Below are 20,214 nucleotides of genomic sequence, written 5' to 3'. Positions count from 1 at the left end.
AAGGGAGGTGATGCAATTGCCGTTTCATCAATACATTCTCGCGGAACACAGGCTCCTTCACGTCCGCATCCTGGGGCAGCAGCGCATCACGCTGGGTGACATGTCACGCGGCTACGAAGAGTTCCTGTCCCTGCCCGGCGCCGATGACGTGCGCTTTTCCCTGCACGACATGCGCGGAACCGAAGATTTCTCGCTTCAGACGAACGGCAGCGAGATGATGACGGACATGGTGAAGTCCGATGCGGCCAAGCGTCAGGTCCACCGCAGGATTGCCTTCGTCGCCGACAATCCGGCTGTCCTGTCGGGGATCATGGTCTACGTCGCCATGCTGAACGAAAGCGCCTACCTGTCGTCGCACGTGTTGGGGTCCGTCGGGGATGCGCTCGACTGGCTGGGACTGGATCGCGCCATCGCCGCGCAGATGACGGGTGGTGGCGCAGACTGATGCCTTGAGGGATCAAGTATCCGCCCGGAACAGGCCCCCGATGTTGACTGATTCGACGCCCGCGGCCTATATTTCGTCAAAACGAAAAGATCGGGTGGCCCGCAAGAGGCGCCTCAGAGGACGAGCAGCATGGCCAAAGGTCTTTATCCGACCCTTTGCTTCGCCTTGATGGGCGCAGCCGTGCCCGCGTTCGCCCAGTCCAGCCACATCACGGAGAACCTGACCGCGTTCCAGACGACGCTGAACGGACAACCGCTGCGCATCGCGCGGAGCGGGCCTGTCTGTCCGCCATCCTGCGTGACGCCGATGCAGGCGGCCTCCGGCGTCGCGACGGTCGGCGAGCTGGAGGTGCTGGATTTCCTCGAACTGTTCGTGTCGGAGGGCCGCGGCCTGCTGGTCGATGCCCGCCTTCCCGAGGCCTTCTCGACCGGCACGGTGCCGGGGGCGGTGAATGTCCCGGCCTCCACGCTCGCGCCGGAGAACCCGTACCGCGACGACCTTCTTGAGGCGCTCGGGGTACGGAGCGGGGATTTCTCCGGCGCCTTTGACCTTGTCCTTTTTGCCGGGGGGGCGGACGACGGTCTGGCGGCTGCGGCGGTGCGGAACCTGCTGGACGCAGGCTATCCCCCGACAAAGCTGAAGTTTTACCGCGGTGGTCTGAAGGCGTGGGACGGTCTTGGTCTCAGCCTCGCCGCGGGTCAGTAAGTGGGAACCTTGGTATGATCCGCATGGTGCTTTTCGCAATCGGGTTCATCGCGATCACCGTCGCGCTGATCGTCGTGCAACCGGGCGCGCGCAGGGACGTGTCCGAGGCCGCAGCAGCCGAACCCGTGACTCGCAGCGACCTCGACCTGCCGACGCCGGAAACTGCTGAGGTGCCCGTCGTGCCGGTGACGCCCGAAGCGGCACCGGCCCCCTCGCCACAGCAACAGGCCAGCCTGCCGCAAGCCGAGCCCGCCACACTGTCCGTGACACGGGCCGTCAGCACACCGGACGACCGGGAGATGCGCCGGATGACGTGGAATACGCTCTCCAGCCTCAACCAGGCGACGGGCCGCGAAACCGCGCCCGGCCAGCCCGGCAGCCTGCTGCACGCCATTGTGCGCCGGTCGCTGGACGGATCGCCTGCGACGGCGGCCGAGGCGTCAGGGGCCACGACCTCTCCGGGCGCGCCTCAGGTCTATGTGGTGGTGTCGGGTGACAGCCTCGTGTCGATTGCCGAGAAGATCTATGGCGACGTGAACATGACGGGGCCGCTGTTCACGGCGAACCGGTCGATCATGAGCAGGCCTGACGACCTGCGTCCGGGTCAGACGCTCGTCCTGCCGAAGAAGTGACCTACCACTTCTAGCACGGAGCTGCGCCTTAATACAGAACAGCTAGGCGAACCACCTAGATGTTGACGCAGCGCAAGTGATTCGCCTATGGTCCTCGGCAACCGCGCGGACTGGCAACATCACGGCGCGGAGTCTCGGGGGATTTCTTGCATGACATCGCTTTCAGCGAACCGTCCCGGTATGCCTGCGATGGCCCGCCGGGCAGGATGGGCCGGATGATCCGCGCGATCCTGATGGCCGCTGGCTTCGTGATGAGCACTGTGGCGCTGGTCTGGGTGGTTGGCGGCGCCATGCCGGACGATACGGGGCGTTCCGATCAGGTCAGCCGCGCCACCCGCGATGCGATGGGCCTTCAACCCGCGATGGAGCCGCTAGCTGCCCCGCGTCCCTCCGAACCGATTGGCGAGACCGACACCTCCGCAGACCTGCGGCCCGTCGCGCGCCCGTCCGAAGTGGCGGCGCTGACGCCGGAACCGGCCGCGGTTTCACGGACCGGCCAGGCAGTCCCCGCAACCTCCGAACAGCGCGTCAACGATGCCATGCAGGCCATGGGCTACGGCATCCTCCGCGAGCTTCAGAAACCCGTATCTGCGGCGCCGCAGACCGAAACAATCAAGGCCGCGCGCATCGCGGCACCCGAACCGGCCACCCCGGTCGCCGCCGCAGCAAGGACCTACACGGTGCAGGCGGGCGACAGCCTGCCCGGCATCGCCTTCCGGCATTTCGGAACCACCGTCGCCTACCTCCAGATCCTGGAGGCAAACAAGGACGTGCTGCGCACGCCGGGCGAACTGAGGCCCGGCATGGTGCTCACCATCCCGGACTGACCCCTTTCAAGGCAGAGAAGCAAAAACGAGCAGCCAGTACCAAGCAGGGCCCCGAGGGGCCCTGTTCCTTGTCGCGTCAGCCCTCTTCGCCGGCCCAGTCGGCGGCCTGCATCTCGCGCAGGCGGGAGGCGGTGCGCTCGAATTCGAAACTGCCCGCACCTTCGACGTAAAGGCTCTCCGGTTCGGCGGCGGCGGTGGCGATCAGCCGGACGCGGGCCTCGTAGAGCGCGTCGATCAGGGTCACGAAACGCTTTGCCTCGTTGAAATTGTGACGAGAGAGTCGGGGAATGTCCTCCAGCACCAGAACGCGCACTGCGTCGGCCAGCGCGAGGTAGTCCGCCGGCCCCAGCGCGCGGCCGCACAGATCGAAGAAGCTCGCCCGTGCCATGGCATTGCGGTAGCGCGGCAGTTCCACCTCGCGGCCCTTCACGTGCAGCGTCAGCGTGTCCTCGATGCCGTGCGTCAGCTCTTCCCAGATCTCGTCGATCTTCTGGCGCGCCTCGGCGTTTGCAGGGGTAAAAAAGACCTGCGTCCCGGCCAGCCGGTCCTGCCGGTGGTCGGTCTTGGAGGCCAGCTCGCGGACCTCCAGCTTGTCCTTGATGAGCTCGATGAACGGCAGGAACAACTGCCGGTTCAGGCCGTCCTTGTAGAGGTCGTCGGGTATGCGGTTCGACGTGGTGACAACCACGGTGCCCGCGCTGAACAACTGTTCGAACAGCCGCCCGACGATCATCGCGTCGGTGATGTCGGTGATCTGCATCTCGTCGAAGGCCAGTACCTTTGCCGAGTCGGCCACCGCCTTGGCGATCGGCTTGATCGGATCCTCGACCCCCTCCTTGCGGAGGCGGTGCATCTCCGAATGGATTTCCTGCATGAAGCTGTGGAAATGCGTGCGCCGGGCCGGGACATTCAGCGTTTCGACAAACAGATCCATCAGCATCGACTTGCCGCGCCCGACACCCCCCCAAAGGTAGAGGCCCTTCGGCGGTTCCGGCGCCTTGCGGAAAAGGCCGCGCTTCGGCGGATCGGCCAGTTCGGCGCGGATGCGTTCGAAGGCGGGAAGGGCGCCGCGCTGTGCCTCGTCGGGCTTCAGGCGGCCGTCCTGAACGCGCTTGGCATAGAGGTCGGGGACAGTTGTCATGCCTCGCCTTTAGCGCGGGCCGCGGCGGATGTGTAGAGGGGGACGGACCTCGGAACGCCGCGAAATGCCAGCTTGATTTCCGTATGGGCAATGATCTAACCATGCCTTACCGTTCGGTATTTGGCCTTGGTCATCACGCATTGTGATGGGCAATATCACGTAAGAGAAATTGACCTAATTCCGCATCTGCGGTTCTGATCGTGCAACGCTGCAGGAGTAACGATCATGGACAGACCGGCCCCCATTGTCACACCCGTGCTGATCGTCGGTTGCGTGATCATCATGGTCAGCTTCGCGATCCGGGCCAGCTTCGGTGTCTTCCAGATCCCCATCGCCGAGGAATTCGGCTGGGCACGGGCAGAGTTCTCGCTCGCCATCGCCATCCAGAACCTCGCATGGGGGATCGGCCAGCCGCTGTTCGGCGCCGTGGCCGAGAAGATCGGCGACCGGAAGGCCATCATCATCGGCGCTGTGATTTATGCAGCGGGCCTCGTCATGTCGTCTTTCGCGGAGACGCCGTTTGCCATGCAGGCGTGGGAAGTGCTGGTGGGCTTCGGCGTGGCGGGCACCGGCTTCGGCGTGATCCTTGCCGTCGTGGGCCGCGCGTCGAGTGCCGAGAACCGCTCCATGTCGCTGGCCATCGCCACCGCGGCAGGCAGTGCCGGGCAGGTCTTCGGCGCGCCGGTGGCAGAGGCTCTGCTGGGCGTGATGTCCTGGCAGATGGTCTTTATCGTCTTCGCCGTGGCGGTGCTTGCTGTGCTGCTGGCACTGCCGATGATGCGCGCCCCGGCGGCGGCCTCCAAGGCCGAGCTGGAGGAGACCATGGGCGAGATCCTCGGCCGGGCCTTCCGCGACCCGTCCTTCACGATGATCTTCCTCGGTTTCTTTTCCTGCGGCTACCAGCTGGCCTTCGTCACCGCGCACTTTCCCGCCCTCGTGACCGAGCTCTGCTCGCCGATCATGGCGGGGGGCATCCTGTCGGGCATGGGGATCACAACCACGTCGGCGCTCGGGGCGGTCTCCATCTCGCTGATCGGGCTGTTCAACATCGCGGGCACGCTGACGGCGGGCTGGCTGGGCAACCGTTTCCAGCGCAAGTACCTGCTGGCCTTCATCTACCTCGCCCGCACCGTTGCGGCGGCGGCCTTCATCATGCTGCCGATCACCCCGGTGTCGGTGCTGGTGTTCTCGGCCGTGATGGGCGCGCTGTGGCTGGCGACGGTGCCGCTGACCTCCGGCCTGATCGCGCACCTCTACGGGCTGCGCTACATGGGCACGCTCTATGGCATCGTATTCTTCAGCCACCAGCTGGGCGGGTTCCTCGGCGTGTGGCTGGGCGGGCGGATGTACGACGTCTTCGGCGACTACACCATGGTCTGGTGGATCGGCGTCGGGGTCGGCGCGTTCAGCGCGCTGGTGCACCTGCCGGTGAAGGAAAACCGCACCACTCCGCCTGCGGGCGCGCTGGCCGCCTGACCCGCCTGCACGGCGGTCAGACCGTCGGCCCTTCCCACGTGTCGCGGATCGCCTTGGCCACCTGTTCGGTATGCGTCCACGGCAGCCCGTGGCCGGCGCCGTCGATCACCACGTGGCGGGCGTCGCGGTTCCATTCGGTCAACCGCCCCATGGCACGCAGAGGGATCACCGTGTCGTCGCGCCCCCATATAGCCGCGACGGGCACCCTTGCCTTGTGCAGCGCGCGGTGTGCCTCCTCTGTATCGCGCCGCAACGTGCCGCGCAGGGAGGAGAGGACAGACCTCAGAAACCCGCGCCGCCGCAGTTCTGCCATCTGAAGCCCGGCGATGTCGTCGACGTTGCTGTCGGCATGGGCCGCGGCCCGTGCGGTGCGGGCAAACTGGGTCGGGTAGGCCATGTGGAACAGCCAGTCGCCGGCCAGCGGCCATTCCGTGCAAAAGCGTGCGACGGGTCCGACCTGATGGCCCATGCCGGCGGGTGCCAGCAGGATCAGGCGGCGCAGGCGGTCCGGGTTTGCAGCTCCCCAATGCGCGGCAATGGCGCCTCCCATGGAGTAGCCTGCCAGCGTCAGGTCGTCGGTCAGGCCCTCGTGCTCCAGCAGGTCCTCCAGTTGCCGCGTGAAGAAGCCCGGTGTCTGCGGACCCCTCGGCGCGTCGGAATAGCCGCGCCCGTAAAGGTCGTAGACCAGCACGCGAAATCCCATGGCGACGAGGTGCCGCGCCAGCCCGAGCCAGACGTAGGAGGGCGTGGTCAGCCCGTGCACGCAGACCATGACCGCGCCGCGTTCGGGACCGAGCCAGTCGTAATGCGTGTGTCCCTGCGACAGCTCCGCGAAACGGCCCGGGGCCTGCTGGCGGAAACGTGCGTTGCGCGGTGTGCGGCGCAGTTCACGCGCAGCGGGCAGCCCGGCGAGGGCCAGTGCGGCGAGTGTCGCCGCCGTGCTCACCGCGCCTCGTCCGGTGTCAGCAGCCCGTGGGACACCAGCGCATCGGCCCAGCCCTGCGGCCCGTTAAACAGGTGAGTCTGCCAGCCGCGCGCCGCCGCGGCCTCGATGTTCTCGGCCCGGTCGTCGGTGAACAGCAACTTGCCGGGCGCGATGCCGGAGTGCTCCTCGACCATCTCGTAAATGCGTGCGTCGGGCTTTGTCACACCCATGTGGCCGGAGACGTAGGCATGGCCGAAGCTGTTGAGGAAACCGTAGACCGGCGTCGCGATGGCCCAGGTTCCGATGCCGAAGTTCGTCAGCGCGAAGGTCGTCACGCCCTTTGCGTTCAGCGCCTCCAGTAAGCGGACAGAGTGGGGGATCGCCGGTGTCGCCATCTCCAGCCAGTCGTCGTGCCAGAGCCGGATCTCATCGCGCCAGCGCGGGTACTTCTCTGCCCAGCCATAGATCGTTTCACGGAAGTCGGCGCCGCGATCGACAAGGTCGTTCATCCCGTGCAGGTCAACCTCCGCGAACATCGCCGCGCGGCGGTCGGCGCCGATCTTCGGATCGTAGTAACGCTCCGGCTGCCATTCGATCAGCACGTTGCCGACGTCGAAGATCACGGCCTCGATGGTCATCCCTGCTCCTTCGCGGCCATGCGCAGCGCCCGGTCCAGCGCATCGAGGAAACGGCTCCGGTCGGCCTTCGTGAAGGACTTGCCGCCGCCCTGCCGGAAGGGATCGGCAGCGCGCAGGTCAGCGGCGAGGTCGCGCATCGCAAGTTGCGCGCCGATGTTGGCGCCGGTCAGCGCAGAGCCGTCGGGCCGCAACACTTGCGCCCCGGCCTCCACGCATTTCGCGGCAAGCGGGATGTCGTTCGTCACCACCACGTCGCCGCGTCCGGCCTGATCGGCGATCCACTTGTCGGCTTCGTCTGCGCCGGAGGACACCACGACGATGTCCACCAGCGGGTTGCGCGACGGGCGGATGCCGCCGTTCGACACCAGCTTCATCGGCACCTTGTGGCGGGTGGTCACGCGCTCGGCCTCTTCCTTCACCGGGCAGGCGTCGGCGTCGATGTAAAGTGTGGTCACGGAGATCAGCCCAGCATTGCCTCTGCGTGGAAGGCCACGTGGTCCTCCATGAAGGTCGAGACGAAGAAATAGCTGTGGTCATAGCCGTTCTGCATCCGGAAGACCCCGTCCTGCCGCTTGGCGGTCATCGCCTCCGCCAGCGCCTCGGGCTTCAGGAGATCGAGGAACTGGTCCTTCGAGCCCTGGTCGATCAGCACCGGCCCGTCGAAACCCTTGTCGCGCATCAGGAGGGAGCTGTCGTGCTTTTCCCAGGCCGCCTTGTCGTCGCCAAGGTAGGCGCCCAGCTGCTTGGTGCCCCAGTCGGACTGCGTCGGGTTGGCGATCGGCGAAAACGCCGAGACGGAGGCGAAGCGCCCCGGCAGCGACATGGCCAGCGTCAGCGCGCCGTGCCCGCCCATCGAGTGCCCGGTGATCGCCTGCCGCTCCAGATCAATGGCGAAGTTGGCACCGATCAGCGCGGGCAGCTCCTCGGCCACGTAATCCCACATGCGGAAATGCGGCGCCCAGGGAGCCTCCGTGGCGTTCACGTAGAAACCGGCGCCCTGGCCGAGGTCATAGGCCTCGTCGTTGGCAACGCCCTCGCCGCGCGGCGACGTGTCGGGAAAGACCAGCGCGATGCCATGTTCTGCGGCCCAGGCCTGCGCCCCGGCCTTGGTCATGGCGTTCTCGTGTGTGCAGGTCAGGCCGGACAGGTACCACAGCACCGGGACCGGAACATGCGCCGCTTCCTCCGGCAGGAAGAGGCCAAAGGTCATCTCGCACGAGGTGGCCTCGGAGGCGTGGCTGTAGACACCCTGAACGCCGCCGAAGCAGCGGTTTTCGGATACGGTTTTCATGGCCTGTGTCATGGCGGCGGCTCCTTTCGAAGGGGTCACTTTGCGCCGTAACGTGCCATGAAGGTGGCGACAGCGCCATCCACAATCCGGTCGCGTTCGGATTGGGTGAACTCCGTCTGCAGACCGAACACCGCCTTGGGCCAGAGATCGGCCTTGCACAGCTCGGCGAACTGGTCGGCGGCCAGCGACACGTCGTCGGTGACGATCTCGCCGCGGGTGCGGGCGACGTCCAGATAGCCGGACAGCGCGCGCTTGGCGATCATCGGGCCGGACTGGTAGAACTGGCGCCCGAGTTCCGGGAAACGGTCGGCTTCGGCCACGCAGATCCGGAAGATGCGCTGGCCGAGCTCCGACAGCATGAAGGTCAGGATGCGGTGACCGGCGTCGCGCAGAACGTGTTCCGGCGTGTGGGTCATCTCGATGGACAGAAGCGCCTCGTCCGCCTGCCTGCAGCACTGGGCAGAGGTCACCTCGAGGAACAGGAGGCGCTTGTCCGGAAAGTAGCTGTAGAGCGTCGCCTTGGACACTCCGGCCTCGCGGGCGATGTCGTCGACCGAGGCACCTTCGAACCCGTCGCGCATAAAGACCTCCTGCGCGCCGGCGAGCACCTGATCGTACTTGCGGCCCTTCCGGATGTCCTGTGCGCGATCCCGGGCTGCTTCGTCAGCCCGGGCCTCTGCGGTGTGTCCCGCGGTCATGTCGCCCCTCCTGTCGTAGAACGCATGTATAGACCGCGCGGTTCAGTTCGGGCAAGCCGCCGCAATGCAAGAGCGGGTTACCGGCAGGTCGTGGGCTGGTTCAGCGTGCAGACCTCACCTTGGACAGGGCGCTGGTCCTGATCCTGCCCCTGGGTCGAGGTTGCAGGCTTCGGGCCGTTGTCCGGGAAGGTGAGGTTCGGCAGGTAGGACGGCCCGACATCCGCAAACGCGGGCGCGGCAAGGACGGAGGCGGCAAGGAGCGCGGCAGTGGCAAGACGTGTCATGAAGAATCTCCCGATCACTTTCTGAACTAAACTGTTCGGTTCAGAAATGGCGCATCGGATAGAAAACGTCAAGGGTGGGTAGAAGCGATGCGGCGAATTGGCCCTGTCACGAATTCCGGCTTGCGGCGGGCGGGCCGATGACTACTTTAGAACCGATCTAAAGAAGGGTGTGACATGCGGTTTTCGATGCAGCGTCGGCGTTTCGGCGATCTTTCAGAGCAGGAAGTGCTGGCACTGGCGATCTCGTCCGAAGAGGACGACGCCCGGATCTACCGGAGCTACGCGGAACGGCTGCGGGCGGAGTATCCCGACACCGCCGCGATCTTCGACGGCATGGCCGAGGAAGAGGATCATCACCGCGCCTCCCTGATCGAACTGCACCGGCAGCGGTTCGGCGAGGTCATCCCTCTGATCCGCCGCGAGCACGTCGCCGGCTTCTACGCGCGCAAACCCGTCTGGCTGGTTGAAAACCTCTCGCTCGAACGCATCCGCACCGAGGCGGAGGCGATGGAACGCGACGCCGAACGCTTCTACACCGCCGCCGCGCAACGGACCACGGACGCTGGCACCCGCAAGCTGCTGGGCTACCTCGCCGCCGCCGAAGCAGGCCACCAGAAGGCTGCCGAGGGGCTGGAGGCCGAACACCTCGACGCCGACTCCCGCCAGTCCGAGGACGACATGGCCAAGCGCCAGTTCCTCCTGACATGGGTACAGCCGGGCCTTGCGGGTCTGATGGACGGCTCGGTCTCGACCCTGGCGCCGATCTTCGCCACCGCCTTTGCGACGCAGGACACCTGGACGACCTTCCTTGTCGGTCTGGCGGCTTCTGTCGGCGCGGGCATCTCCATGGGGTTCACGGAAGCGGCGTCGGACGACGGGCAGCTTTCGGGGCGCGGCTCGCCGGTCAAGCGCGGCATCGCCGCCGGTGTCATGACGGCGCTCGGCGGGCTCGGGCACGCGCTGCCCTACCTCATCCCGCATTTCTGGACCGCCACCATCGTGGCCACCATCGTCGTCTTCGTCGAGCTCTGGGCCATCGCGTGGATCCAGAACAGGTTCATGGAAACGCCGTTCTGGCGCGCGGCCTTCCAGGTGGTTCTGGGCGGGGCTCTGGTGTTCGGTGCTGGCGCCCTGATCGGCGCGGGCTAGGGCGCACCTCCCGCCCTTTCACATTTGGTATACCATGACTCGCTTGCCCCGTTGGGGGACTGAGGCTATGCCGGATGGGACAATTACCGGGAGGAAATAGCCGTGCTCAAGCGTCCGTTTGACAAGACCAAACTGCCCAGCCGTCACGTCACCGAAGGCCCGGCCCGTGCGCCGCATCGCTCCTTCATGTACGCCATGGGGCTCAGCGAGGAAGAGATCCACCAGCCGCTGATCGGCGTGGCGACCTGCTGGAACGAGGCCGCGCCCTGCAACATCTCGCTGAGCCGGCAGGCGCAGGCGGTGAAGCTGGGCGTCAAGGAAGCCTCCGGCACGCCGCGCGAATTCACCACCATCACCGTGACCGACGGCATCGCCATGGGACACGAGGGCATGCGCGCCTCGCTCGCCTCCCGCGAAGCCATCGCCGACACGGTCGAGCTGACCATGCGCGGACACTGCTACGATGCGCTCGTGGGGCTGGCGGGTTGCGACAAGTCCCTGCCGGGGATGATGATGGCGATGGTGCGGCTCAACGTGCCGTCGGTCTTCATCTACGGCGGGTCGATCATGCCGGGCAAATACCAGGGCCGCGACATCACCGTGCAGGACGTGTTCGAAGCCGTGGGCAGGCACCAGGCGGGCGCCAACTCCGACGAGGAACTGCGCGCCATCGAGAAGGCGGCCTGCCCCTCCGCCGGGGCCTGCGGCGGCCAGTTCACCGCCAACACCATGGCCTGCGTGTCCGAGGCCATCGGCCTTGCGCTGATGAATTCCTCCGGCGCGCCAGCGCCTTACGAAAGCCGCGACCAGTACGGCACCGCGTCGGGCATCGCCGTGATGAACCTGCTGGAGCGCAACATCCGCGCCCGCGACATCGTCACCATGAAGTCGCTGGAAAACGCCGCGCGCGTCGTCGCCTGCACCGGCGGCTCGACCAACGCCGGTCTGCACCTGCCCGCTATCGCGCATGAGGCAGGGCTGGAGTTCTTCCTCGACGACGTGTGCGAGATCTTCCGGGACACGCCCTACTTCGTCGACCTCAAGCCCGGCGGCAACTACGTGGCCAAGGACCTCTACGAGGTCGGCGGCGTGCCGGTCGTGATGAAGGAGCTGCGCAAGGCGGGCCTGATCCACGAGGACTGCATGACCGCAACGGGGCGGTCCATGGGCGAAGAGCTCGACCTGATCGAGCGCGAGGCCGACGGCAAGGTGATCTATCCCATCGAAACGCCGATCACCAAGACCGGCGGCGTCGTGGGCCTGAAGGGCAACCTCGCCCCGCAGGGCGCCATCGTGAAGGTCGCGGGCATCGCGGCGGAGGACCAGGTCTTCACCGGCCCCGCGCGGGTCTTCGAATGCGAGGAGGACTGCTTCGAGGCGGTCAAGATGCGCGCCTACAAGGAAGGCGAGGTGCTGGTCATCCGCAACGAGGGCCCCGCTGGCGGCCCCGGCATGCGCGAGATGCTGGCCACCACCGCCGCGCTGTCCGGGCAGGGCATGGGCAAGAAGGTCGCGCTTATCACCGACGGGCGCTTCTCGGGCGCGACGCGCGGGTTCTGCGTGGGCCACGTTGGCCCCGAGGCAGCCCACGGCGGGCCAATCGCGCTGGTGGAGACGGGCGATGTCATCACCATCAACGCCCTGACCGGCAAGCTGTCCGTGGACCTGACGGACGAGCAGTTGGCTGCACGCAAGAAAGCCTGGGCCGGGCCGCGGGACACGATCTATGCGTCCGGGTCGCTCTGGAAGTATGCGCAACTGGTCGGTGAGACCTACAAGGGCGCGGTCACCCATCCGGGCGGCAAGGCCGAGAAACACGTCTACGCCGATCTCTGACGCCGATGCGCGGAACGATCTTCACGGTCCTCGCGGCGGCGCTGTGGCTTGCCGCCTGCGACATGCCCGCCACCGATCTGGCGGGCGCGTCAACGGGCAGCAAGCCCCCGCTCGAAAAGGTGTCCCTTGCCGGGGGCTCCGTCGTCGTGGACGGGCCGGAGGGCTACTGCATCGACCCGGAAACCTCGCGGTCGCGGAACGGTCAGGGCGTCGCCGTGATCGCGTCGTGTTACATCCTGTCGGGCGGCAAGGCGGGCTACAACGTGCCGCCGGTGATCGTGACGGTGACCGTCGGCCCGAAGGACCCGGGGGGCGCGGTGCCCGATCCGGCCGCGCTGGCGAAGGCCGCGGGGGCGCCCCTGCTGGGGGCCTACGAGGACGACGGGCTGACCCTCGCCCACCTCGGCAGCGGCGGCGACAAGATGCTGAGCGAGGGCGATCAGCGCTACTGGCGGGGGGCCTTCCTGCAGGGCGGTCACATGGTCGGTCTGGCGCTTTATGCGCCGGAGGGCGACGCGATGGCGGGCCGTGACGGGGCGCGGATGCTGGGGCAGGTGCGTGACTTCATTGTACGCGCAAGTCCGTGAAGGAAGGGTGAATCCGCCGCGCGGGCGGATTCAAGGAAAAGCGTAACGATATCGTGGTTTTTCGCGTTTATTCGAACCGTGGTGTAAGCCATAATGGTTTCCGAACCCGAAACGATCTGTCGTATTCGGGAGACGCAAAAGACATTTGGGGACACGGCAAGGCATGACGACAGGGCAGCGGCAGGGATGGCTGGACAAGATGGTCTTTGCCGCGGGCCTGAGACGCTGGTCGCAGGCCGCGCGCTCCGCCTCCGGCATGGACCTTGCCGCCCTCCGGGAAAGCCGCAACCGCGCCCGGCGCCTGCGCACGCACCTCGACCGTCTGATCCACGTCGCGGAGGAACGGCTGGCGCTGCCGATGATCGGCAACCAGGCCTTTCCGCGCCCCGTGGATGCCGACTGGGCCTGGCGGCCGGAGCTGTGGTGCGGACCACTGCCGCGGCCGGGTATGTCCTCGGTCGAGTCACAAAGCATGCTGGGTCGGGAGGCGACGCTGTTCCACGACTGCGCGCGTTCCGAACTGACCCTGCGCCAGATCCGCAACACCCGGGAGGCCGACCTTGCCGCCTACGGCCTGCGGCTGGACGTCTTCCGTTTCGACGGGTCCTACCTGTCGCTGGCCATCGACCTGCCACAGGAGGCGTCGCAGGGCCTGAAGCGCAGCCACCTGATCCGGATCGACACCATCGTCGAGATGGAGAAACCCCTTGAAATCTTTGCAAGACTGAACATCAAGCACGGCCCGAACACGGAGCAGATCGTCCGTGAGCTGCCGCTGAACGAGGAAGAGATCAACGTCGAGTTCGACCTCGCTTACACCAAGCTGAACGAGAAGCGGGTGGAGAAGATGTGGCTCGACCTGATCTTCGAAGGGCCGGAGATGAACCAGGTGATCCTCCGCGACCTGACGTTCAGCCGCCGCAAGCGGGCGGCGCTGTGAGCCGCCGGAAGGAGTCCCGAGAATGAGCGCATTCACCCTGACGAAGACGCGGTTCCGGGAAGGGCTCTGGGAAGGGGTGCTGAGCACCGAAGGCACCGCCGCGCCGGACGTCGAAGTGACGCTGAACGACCAGCCGGTGACCGGCGTGATGGTGACCGAAGTGGCGGGCAAGGCACGGGAGGCGGGCGCCCAGTGGCTGCTTCAGGTGCCGGTCCCGGCAGAGGCGATCGGCGACGGGGTGCAGACCTTCCTGATCACCGACGCGGCGACCAACGGCGTGTTGCAGAGCTTTTCGCTTATCTCGGGCGAGGCGCTGGGCGATGACATCCGGGCAGAGGTCGACCTGCTGCGCGCCGAGCTCGACATGCTGAAGAAGGCCTTCCGCCGGCATTGTCTGGAGACGACCTGACCCGCTGACTGTTTCCGGTATGGAGACATTGGCGCGCGCTTGAGCCTTGGTCCCGAGGCGTTAACGCGCGGTGACAACCGGGTTTCGTGCACGGGGCGCACGGAAGGGTAACGGGGCGTGCGCCGTGCAGATATGGTGCCGCGGAGTTGGCTGTCCACAACACCGCAGGACAATCTTCACACAGCTTGCACCGTCGTTACTGGTGAACCGGCCGGTTGAGGGGGTCGAAACGGCCGGTTGGTAACCTTTTCGTCCCGACGTCGCCGCGCGCCTGTTGCGTAGCCCTCTGCCGCGTTAACCCATTGCGATTTTTTCCATGCCGAAGGCATGTAAAACGGGGCAGGCAGATTGACCTTCCGACTGGCGGGGTTCACGGTAGCGGCAACGCGAAAGGACCTTCTCACATGTCACCGATGCGCGGCATTGCGCTGAAGCTGGCCTCCGTCTTCCTGTTCACGATCATGGCCTCGCTCATCAAGGCCAGCTCGACCGAGGTGCCCGCGGGGCAGGCGGTGTTCTTCCGCTCGTTCTTTGCCATGCCGGTGATCGTCCTGTGGCTGACCCTGCGCGGCGACCTGCGCACCGGGTTCAAGGCCACGCGCCCCCTGATGCACGTCTGGCGCGGGCTGGTGGGGGTCACCGCCATGGGCTGCAACTTTGCCGCGCTGGGGCTTCTGCCTCTGCCGGAGGTCACGGTGCTGGGCTACGCCGCGCCGATGCTGACGGTGCTTCTGGCCGCGCTGATGCTGGGCGAACGCCTGCGGCTGTTCCGGATGTCGGCGGTTCTGCTGGGGCTTGGCGGCGTGACCATCGCGCTGTGGCCGCGACTGTCGCCTGACGCCTGGAGTGAGGCGGCGATGCTGGGCCTGATCTTCATCGGCGTGTCCACGGTGATGCGGGCGCTGGCGCAGATCCAGATCCGCCGCATGGTGTCGAGCGAGGAGACCTCCGCCATCGTGTTCTACTTCTCCCTGACGGCGACGCTGTTTTCGCTGGCGACCGTGCCGTTCGGCTGGACATGGCCGGGCTGGGCTGTGGTCTGGATGCTGGTGGCCGCCGGTCTGATCGGCGGCGTGGCGCAGATCTTCCTGACCTCGTCCTACAAGTTCGCGGGCGCTGCGGTGCTGGCGCCGTTCGAATATGCCTCGATCCTGTTCGCGATCCTCTTCGGCTACGCGTTCTTCGACGAGGTGCCGACAGCCAGCGTGCTGATCGGCGCGGCCATCGTCGTGCTGGCCGGCGTGCTCATCATCTGGCGCGAACGGCAGCTGGGCCTGAAGCGCGGGCAGGCGCGGGCGAACATGACGCCGCAGGGGTAAAATCTTCGGTCGAAGATTTTACCGGCGGGCAGATTTTTCTTCGAAAAATCTGGGGGGTCAGAGGTCGAAGGCTTCCGCGATCCGGTAGGCCGGGCGCAGAAGGGCGCGCCTGTGGCGGCCCAGCGGGAAACGGGCCGGCGGCTTTGCGAGGAAGTCGGGCAGGCCGGTCGGCGTGCCGAGCAGGGCCTTTGCCAGCGCGTGGCCCGCGTAGCTGCCCATGGCGACGCCGTTGCCGTGGAACCCCAGCGCCGCGTCGAGGCCCGGGTGGTCCGGCACGGCGCCGATGAAGGGGTGGCCGCTGGCCATCAGGCAGACCAGCCCGGACCATTCGTGCGTGATCTCCACGTCCGCCCAGGCCGGGAAGGCTGCGGCGAAGTCCTTGCGGATGCGTTTCGCGATGGCCGCCTGTTCGGCGGGCCGCGCGGTCAGCCCGCCGCGCATCCCGAACAGCATCCGCCCGTCCGGCAGGCGGCGGAAGTAGTGCAGCAGGCGGCGGGAGTCGTAGGCCATCTGCGCGGTGGTCCAGCCGGCGTCTTCGGCTTCGGCATCGGTGAGCGGCCGGGTCAGCAGGATGGAGCTTTGCACCGGCAGGGTGCGGGCGCGGAGCCAGGGGGGCAGGTCCTCGGACGAGTAGCCGTTGGTGGCGAGGATGACGCGGTCGGCGGTGACGGTCTGGCCGTTGACGGTGAGGCGCCACGTGCCGTTGCGGCTGAGCGCCGTGACGGGGCTGTCGGCATGGAGGGTCGCGCCCGCGTCAGCGGCGGCCCGGGCGAGGCCCGCGTGGTATCTGGCGGGGTTGAGGGCGAAGCCCGTCGCGCGGGTCAGGGCTCCGTGCCAGGGACCGGCCATGCCTTGTGCGGCGAGGTCGTGTCGCTCGGTGAGGCGGGCGGTCGGGTCGGCCTCTGCCTCCTGCCGCAGGGCCTTCATGGCGCGGGCGGTGTGGGCCAGTTCGGTTTCGCCGTCGGAATGGGTGTCGGCGTCGATGCCGTGGGTGTCGAGGAGGTCGCGGACATGGGCCACCGCGGCGACCTGCGTGTCGTGCCAGAGGGCGGCCTGGGCGGCGCCGTGGCGGCGGGCGAGGGTTGTCCCGCTCGCCAGTGCGCCGCCGATGCAGCAGAAGCCGCCGTTGCGGGTGGAGGCGCCCCAGCCGGGGGGCTCGGCCTCGAACAGCGCGGTGCGGGTTCCGGCCTGTGCCAGGGTCAGCGCGGCGTTCAGCCCGGTGAAGCCGCCGCCGATGATGGCAACATCCGTCTTCAAGGGCGCGTCGAGGCGCGGCCACGCCGGGGGCGTGACCGTGCCGGTCCAGAAGCTGCCGGGATCGCGCGCGTAGGCGGCCGGTTCGTAGAGCCGGATCACGCGGTGGCTTCGGCGGCGCGCTCCTCGCGCGCGCGCTGGACCGCGCCCCGTTTGGTCACCAGCGAGGCGGTGATCACGCCGATGGTGACGAAGACGATCAGCAGGGTCGAGAGCGCGTTGATCTGCGGGCTGACGCCGAGGCGGACGGCCGAGAAGATCTTGATCGGCAGGGTCGTGGCGCCGGGGCCGGTGGTGAAGCTGGCGATCACGAGGTCGTCGAGCGACAGGGTGAAGGCGAGCAGCCAGCCGGAGATCACCGCGGGTGCGATGATCGGCAGCGTCACGAGGCGGAAGGCCTCGAACGGGGTGGCGCCGAGGTCGAGCGCCGCCTCTTCCAGCGCGGTGTCGAAGGTGGCGAGGCGCGACGAGACCACGACCGAGACGTAGCACATGGCGAAGGTGGTGTGCGCCAGCACCACGGTCAGCACGCCGCGGTCCAGCCCGATGCCGATGAACAGCAGAAGCAACGAGAGGCCGGTGATGACTTCGGGCATGACGAGCGGCGCGTAGATCATGCCGGAGAAGAGCGTCCGCCCCCGGAACCGCCCGGCGCGGATCAGCACGTGGGCGGCCATGGTTCCCAGCACCGTGGCGATGGTCGAGGAGAAGAAGGCGACCCGCAGCGTGACCCAGGCCGCGTCGAGGAATTCCTGGTCGCGGAAGAGTTCCGCGTACCATTGCGTCGAGAAGCCGGCCCAGACGGTGACGAGGCGGCTGGCATTGAACGAGTAGATGACCAGCACGACCATCGGCAGGTAGAGGAAGGCGAAGCCCAGCGTCAGGGCGGTGGCGTTGAACCAGGAGAAGCGTTTCATGCGGCGGCTCCCGAGGGGTTGTGCCTTGCGTGGCGCGCCGGTTCCGGCGGTTTGGTGCGGTGGCGGGCGGGGAGGGGGGCGCTGCCCCCCGCCTTCGGCTCCCCCCGAGGTATTTCGGCCAAGATGAAGGCGCGCGGGCATGTGCCGGGCCGGAGGGGGGCGGGGGAACGGCGGGCGGGGCGGGTCATTTCTCGGCCTGCCTTGCGCGTTCCTCGGAGCGCTGGAAGAGGATGATCGGGACGATCAGGATCAGCAGCAGGATGACCGCCACCGCGGAGGCCACGGGCCAGTCGCGGTTGTTGAAGAACTCTTCCCACAGCACCTTGCCGATCATCAGCGTGCCGGAGCCGCCGAGCAGCGAGGGGATGACGAATTCGCCGATCGTCGGGATGAAGACGAGGAAGCAGCCGGCCACGATGCCGCCGCGCGAGAGCGGGAAGGTGACGAGCCAGAAGGCTTCGAGCCGCGAGCAGCCGAGGTCCTCGGCGGCTTCGAGCAGGCTTTCGTCCATCTTCTCGAGCGCGGCGTAGATCGGCAGGATCATGAACGGCAGGTAGGTGTAGACGATGCCGATGTAGACCGCGATCTTGGTGTTGAGGATCTGCAGCGGCGTGGAGATGAGGCCGGTCCAGAGCAGGAGCTGGTTCAGCAGCCCCTCGTTCCCGAGGATGCCCATCAGCGAGTAGACGCGGATCAGGAAGGACGTCCAGAACGGCAGGATGACCAGCATCAGCAGCGTCGCCTGCCATTCCTTGGGCGCGCGCGCCATGCCGTAGGCCATCGGGTAGCCCACCAGCAGGGTCGCGAAGGTGGCGATCAACGCGATCTGGAGCGAGCTGAGGTAGGCTTTCCAGTAGAGGTCGTCGCTGGTCAGGAAGACGAAGTTCTCGAAGTCGAGTTCCGACAGGAAGTCGACGATCGCCGTCCAGCCGCCGGAGAGGTCCAGTTGCGGCATGTAGGGCGGGCGGGCCAGCGCCACGTCCGAGAGCGAGATCTTCAGGACGATCAGGAAGGGCACGAGGAACAGCGCCAGAAGCCAGAAGTAGGGCAGGCCGATCACCCCGTTGCCGAGGAAGGCGCGGCGCTGGTCTGCGTCGCTCTTGTTCAGGAGTGCGAGGAAGCCGCCCAGCGTGGCGACGAGCCCCGCGACATGCACGGGCAGGGCGGGATCGTCCAGACCGGGGCCCGCCAGCAGGAGCGCCGTACGCACCGCGAAGTAGAGCGCGGCGACGAGCAGCGCGATCATCAGCGCGGCGTTGCGCCGGTTGGCGGCCTCGTCGATCACGCGTCATCCTCCAGCACGACGCCCGCCGTCGTGGTGAAGGAGAGGTAGACCTCGTCCTCCCAGGTGATGTCGCGGTTGGCGACGCGGCGGGTGTTGGTGGCCTGCGCCTTGACCATCAGCCCGCCGGCAAGCTCGACGTGGTAGGTGGAGATGTTGCCGAGGTAAGCGATGTCGATCACCTTGCCCTTCAGCACGTTCACGGCGTCGGGCGGTGTCTTGGAGATCGCGATCTTTTCCGGGCGGAGCGAGAGGACGACCTTCTGGCCGGCCTTTTCCTCGGGGCCGTTGACGGCGATCAGCCTGGGCTGGCCTTCGGCCCAGGCGATGGCGAGGCCGCCGGGGGGCACGTCCGCCACGGCGGGGGGCGGAACGGTCTGCGTCGCGGGAGCGGAGGCGGTCACGGGGTCCGCGGTGGTGCCGGTCTGCGGCGCGGCGTCGGGCAGGGGCAGGGCCTTCTGCGGTTCGTCCAGCCACTTGCCGACGATGGGCGCCAGCACCTTGTCGTGCAGCTTCTGTCCCAGTTCGTTGGGCTGCGGGCGGCGGGCGTGTTCCTCTGCGGCTTCCTGCAGGGCGGCCTCGGCCTCCGGCGTGTCTGGCTCCGGCATGGGGAGCTTCGATTCGGGCTGGGTCGCGGGCCCGGGCGTGGCGGGGGTCGGGGCCGGGCGCGCCTCGGCTATGCCGCGGAACAGGTTCACGTCGCCGATGAAGTCGGCCACGTAGACCGAGACGGGCGCCTCGTAGATGCGGTCGGGCGTGTCGACCTGGATGATCTTGCCGTGGTCCATGACCGCCACGCGGGAGGCGACGGTCATCGCCTCTTCCTGGTCGTGGGTCACGATGATGAAGGTGGTCCCGGTCTTCTCCTGGATGTCCATCAGCTCGAACTGGGTTTCCTCGCGCAGCTTGCGGTCGAGCGCGCCGAGCGGTTCGTCGAGGAGCAGGAGTTTCGGTGCCCGGGCGAGCGAGCGGGCGAGGGCCACGCGCTGGCGCTGGCCGCCGGAAATCTGGTGGGGCTTGCGCTGGGCGAACTTCTCGAGGTGCGTGAGGCGGAGCATCTCGCTCACGCGGCTCTCGATCTCGGCCTTGGGCTTCTTTGCGCGCTTCAGGCCGAAGGCGATGTTTTCCCAGACGGAAAGATGCGGAAACAGCGCGTAGCTCTGAAACATCATGTTCACCGAGCGCTTGTTGGCGGGGATCTTCGCGATGTCCTGACCGTCGAGAAGGATCTGCCCCTCGGTCGGCTGTTCGAAGCCCGCGAGCATCCGCATCAGGGTGGTCTTGCCGCAGCCCGAGGGGCCGAGCAGCGCGAAGAATTCCCGCGCGTAGATGTCCTGCGTCAGATCGTCGATGGCGGTGAAATCGCCGAAGCGCTTGGTGACGTTCCGGAACCGGATAAGCGGTTTTTCCTCGGGGTTCTCCCAAGGGGCAAAGACGGTCTGGGCCATGTGGTTCTTTC

22 protein-coding genes and 1 pseudogene are annotated in these 20,214 nt (G+C 67.1%); 11 read left to right on the top strand and 12 right to left on the bottom strand.

All coding sequences use genetic code 11. The features are described from left to right. The first annotated feature begins 16 nt into the window (after positions 1-16). The 4 genes from CDO87_RS09400 (at position 17) to CDO87_RS09385 (ending at position 2,609) form a co-directional block, all read left to right on the top strand. Positions 17-445 (top strand): hypothetical protein, encoded by a 429-nt coding sequence (locus tag CDO87_RS09400; protein WP_157814957.1) that lies wholly within the window; start codon positions 17-19, stop codon positions 443-445. A 129-nt stretch (positions 446-574) separates the two neighbouring features. Continuing rightward, entirely contained in the window at positions 575-1,150 is a 576-nt protein-coding gene (locus CDO87_RS09395; RefSeq protein WP_100928534.1) for a rhodanese-like domain-containing protein, read from the top strand. A 14-nt stretch (positions 1,151-1,164) separates the two neighbouring features. Further along, positions 1,165-1,782: a LysM peptidoglycan-binding domain-containing protein gene (locus tag CDO87_RS09390; RefSeq protein WP_100928533.1), complete on the top strand. Its 618-nt coding sequence runs from the start codon at positions 1,165-1,167 to the stop codon at positions 1,780-1,782. Positions 1,783-1,997: 215 nt separating this feature from the next. Beyond that, a complete protein-coding gene (locus CDO87_RS09385) occupies positions 1,998-2,609 on the top strand; it encodes a LysM peptidoglycan-binding domain-containing protein (protein ID WP_157814956.1) in 612 nt (203 codons plus the stop codon). Positions 2,610-2,685: 76 nt separating this feature from the next. Here CDO87_RS09385 and zapE read toward each other — a convergent pair whose 3' ends face one another. Continuing rightward, positions 2,686-3,750, bottom strand: coding sequence for a cell division protein ZapE (zapE, locus tag CDO87_RS09380; RefSeq protein ID WP_100928531.1), 1,065 nt, complete (start codon positions 3,748-3,750; stop codon positions 2,686-2,688). A gap of 225 nt (positions 3,751-3,975) precedes the next feature. On the opposite strand from zapE, the gene CDO87_RS09375 reads away from it, so the two are divergent. Beyond that, positions 3,976-5,226: an MFS transporter gene (locus CDO87_RS09375; protein ID WP_100928530.1), complete on the top strand. Its 1,251-nt coding sequence runs from the start codon at positions 3,976-3,978 to the stop codon at positions 5,224-5,226. 16 nt (positions 5,227-5,242) lie between these two features. On the opposite strand, the gene CDO87_RS09370 is transcribed toward CDO87_RS09375, so the two are convergent. From CDO87_RS09370 to CDO87_RS09345, 6 genes are all read right to left on the bottom strand, one after another. Further along, positions 5,243-6,172, bottom strand: a complete 930-nt coding sequence (locus tag CDO87_RS09370; RefSeq protein ID WP_100928529.1) for an alpha/beta fold hydrolase — start codon at positions 6,170-6,172, stop codon at positions 5,243-5,245. Beyond that, positions 6,169-6,789 carry an HAD family phosphatase gene (locus CDO87_RS09365; RefSeq protein WP_100928528.1) on the bottom strand — a complete coding sequence of 207 codons (621 nt, stop codon included), beginning with the start codon at positions 6,787-6,789 and terminating at the stop codon, positions 6,169-6,171. Before CDO87_RS09365 ends, CDO87_RS09370 begins: the two co-directional genes overlap by 4 nt. After that, on the bottom strand, positions 6,786-7,244 hold the full coding sequence (locus CDO87_RS09360; RefSeq protein ID WP_100928527.1) for a YaiI/YqxD family protein: 459 nt from the start codon (positions 7,242-7,244) through the stop codon (positions 6,786-6,788). Before CDO87_RS09360 ends, CDO87_RS09365 begins: the two co-directional genes overlap by 4 nt. A gap of 5 nt (positions 7,245-7,249) precedes the next feature. Then, on the bottom strand, positions 7,250-8,080 hold the full coding sequence (fghA, locus tag CDO87_RS09355; protein ID WP_100930901.1) for an S-formylglutathione hydrolase: 831 nt from the start codon (positions 8,078-8,080) through the stop codon (positions 7,250-7,252). Between the two features lie 35 nt (positions 8,081-8,115). Continuing rightward, positions 8,116-8,778: a TetR/AcrR family transcriptional regulator gene (locus CDO87_RS09350; RefSeq protein WP_254698396.1), complete on the bottom strand. Its 663-nt coding sequence runs from the start codon at positions 8,776-8,778 to the stop codon at positions 8,116-8,118. Positions 8,779-8,855: 77 nt separating this feature from the next. Beyond that, a complete protein-coding gene (locus CDO87_RS09345) occupies positions 8,856-9,062 on the bottom strand; it encodes a hypothetical protein (protein WP_100928526.1) in 207 nt (68 codons plus the stop codon). A gap of 174 nt (positions 9,063-9,236) precedes the next feature. Here CDO87_RS09345 and mbfA point away from each other — a divergent pair, with 174 nt between their 5' ends. From mbfA to CDO87_RS09315, 6 genes are all read left to right on the top strand, one after another. Continuing rightward, a complete protein-coding gene (gene mbfA, locus CDO87_RS09340; RefSeq protein WP_100928525.1) occupies positions 9,237-10,211 on the top strand; it encodes an iron exporter MbfA in 975 nt (324 codons plus the stop codon). 102 nt (positions 10,212-10,313) lie between these two features. Next, positions 10,314-12,047, top strand: coding sequence for a dihydroxy-acid dehydratase (gene ilvD / locus CDO87_RS09335; RefSeq protein WP_100928524.1), 1,734 nt, complete (start codon positions 10,314-10,316; stop codon positions 12,045-12,047). A 5-nt stretch (positions 12,048-12,052) separates the two neighbouring features. Continuing rightward, on the top strand, positions 12,053-12,634 hold the full coding sequence (locus tag CDO87_RS09330) for a dihydroxy-acid dehydratase (RefSeq protein ID WP_100928523.1): 582 nt from the start codon (positions 12,053-12,055) through the stop codon (positions 12,632-12,634). A gap of 163 nt (positions 12,635-12,797) precedes the next feature. Next, positions 12,798-13,574 carry a DUF6478 family protein gene (locus CDO87_RS09325; protein WP_100928522.1) on the top strand — a complete coding sequence of 259 codons (777 nt, stop codon included), beginning with the start codon at positions 12,798-12,800 and terminating at the stop codon, positions 13,572-13,574. A 22-nt stretch (positions 13,575-13,596) separates the two neighbouring features. Next, positions 13,597-13,983 (top strand): hypothetical protein, encoded by a 387-nt coding sequence (locus tag CDO87_RS09320; protein ID WP_100928521.1) that lies wholly within the window; start codon positions 13,597-13,599, stop codon positions 13,981-13,983. A 404-nt stretch (positions 13,984-14,387) separates the two neighbouring features. Beyond that, positions 14,388-15,302, top strand: a complete 915-nt coding sequence (locus tag CDO87_RS09315; protein ID WP_100928520.1) for a DMT family transporter — start codon at positions 14,388-14,390, stop codon at positions 15,300-15,302. 57 nt (positions 15,303-15,359) lie between these two features. Here CDO87_RS09315 and CDO87_RS09310 read toward each other — a convergent pair whose 3' ends face one another. The 5 genes and pseudogenes from CDO87_RS09310 to CDO87_RS27575 form a co-directional block, all read right to left on the bottom strand. Further along, the gene (locus tag CDO87_RS09310; RefSeq protein WP_100928519.1) at positions 15,360-16,658 is read right to left on the bottom strand and encodes an FAD-binding oxidoreductase; all 1,299 of its coding nucleotides are present in this window, start codon (positions 16,656-16,658) and stop codon (positions 15,360-15,362) included. Further along, the gene (locus CDO87_RS09305; protein WP_100928518.1) at positions 16,655-17,473 is read right to left on the bottom strand and encodes an ABC transporter permease; all 819 of its coding nucleotides are present in this window, start codon (positions 17,471-17,473) and stop codon (positions 16,655-16,657) included. Before CDO87_RS09305 ends, CDO87_RS09310 begins: the two co-directional genes overlap by 4 nt. 184 nt (positions 17,474-17,657) lie before the next feature. Then, the gene (locus tag CDO87_RS09300; protein ID WP_254698395.1) at positions 17,658-18,758 is read right to left on the bottom strand and encodes an ABC transporter permease subunit; all 1,101 of its coding nucleotides are present in this window, start codon (positions 18,756-18,758) and stop codon (positions 17,658-17,660) included. Beyond that, a complete protein-coding gene (locus CDO87_RS27580; RefSeq protein ID WP_404944750.1) occupies positions 18,755-19,363 on the bottom strand; it encodes a TOBE domain-containing protein in 609 nt (202 codons plus the stop codon). The genes CDO87_RS09300 and CDO87_RS27580 overlap by 4 nt, the downstream gene beginning before the upstream one ends. A 66-nt stretch (positions 19,364-19,429) precedes the next feature. Next, positions 19,430-20,203 (bottom strand): annotated as a pseudogene (locus CDO87_RS27575) (ABC transporter ATP-binding protein); the annotation flags it as partial. Between the last annotated feature and the right edge of the window lie 11 nt (positions 20,204-20,214).

This window comes from Sagittula sp. P11, from assembly GCF_002814095.1.
Classification (GTDB): Bacteria; Pseudomonadota; Alphaproteobacteria; order Rhodobacterales; family Rhodobacteraceae; genus Sagittula.
The sequence above is the reverse complement of the archived record's forward strand: the minus strand, read 5'-3'. Positions and strand labels throughout refer to the sequence as shown.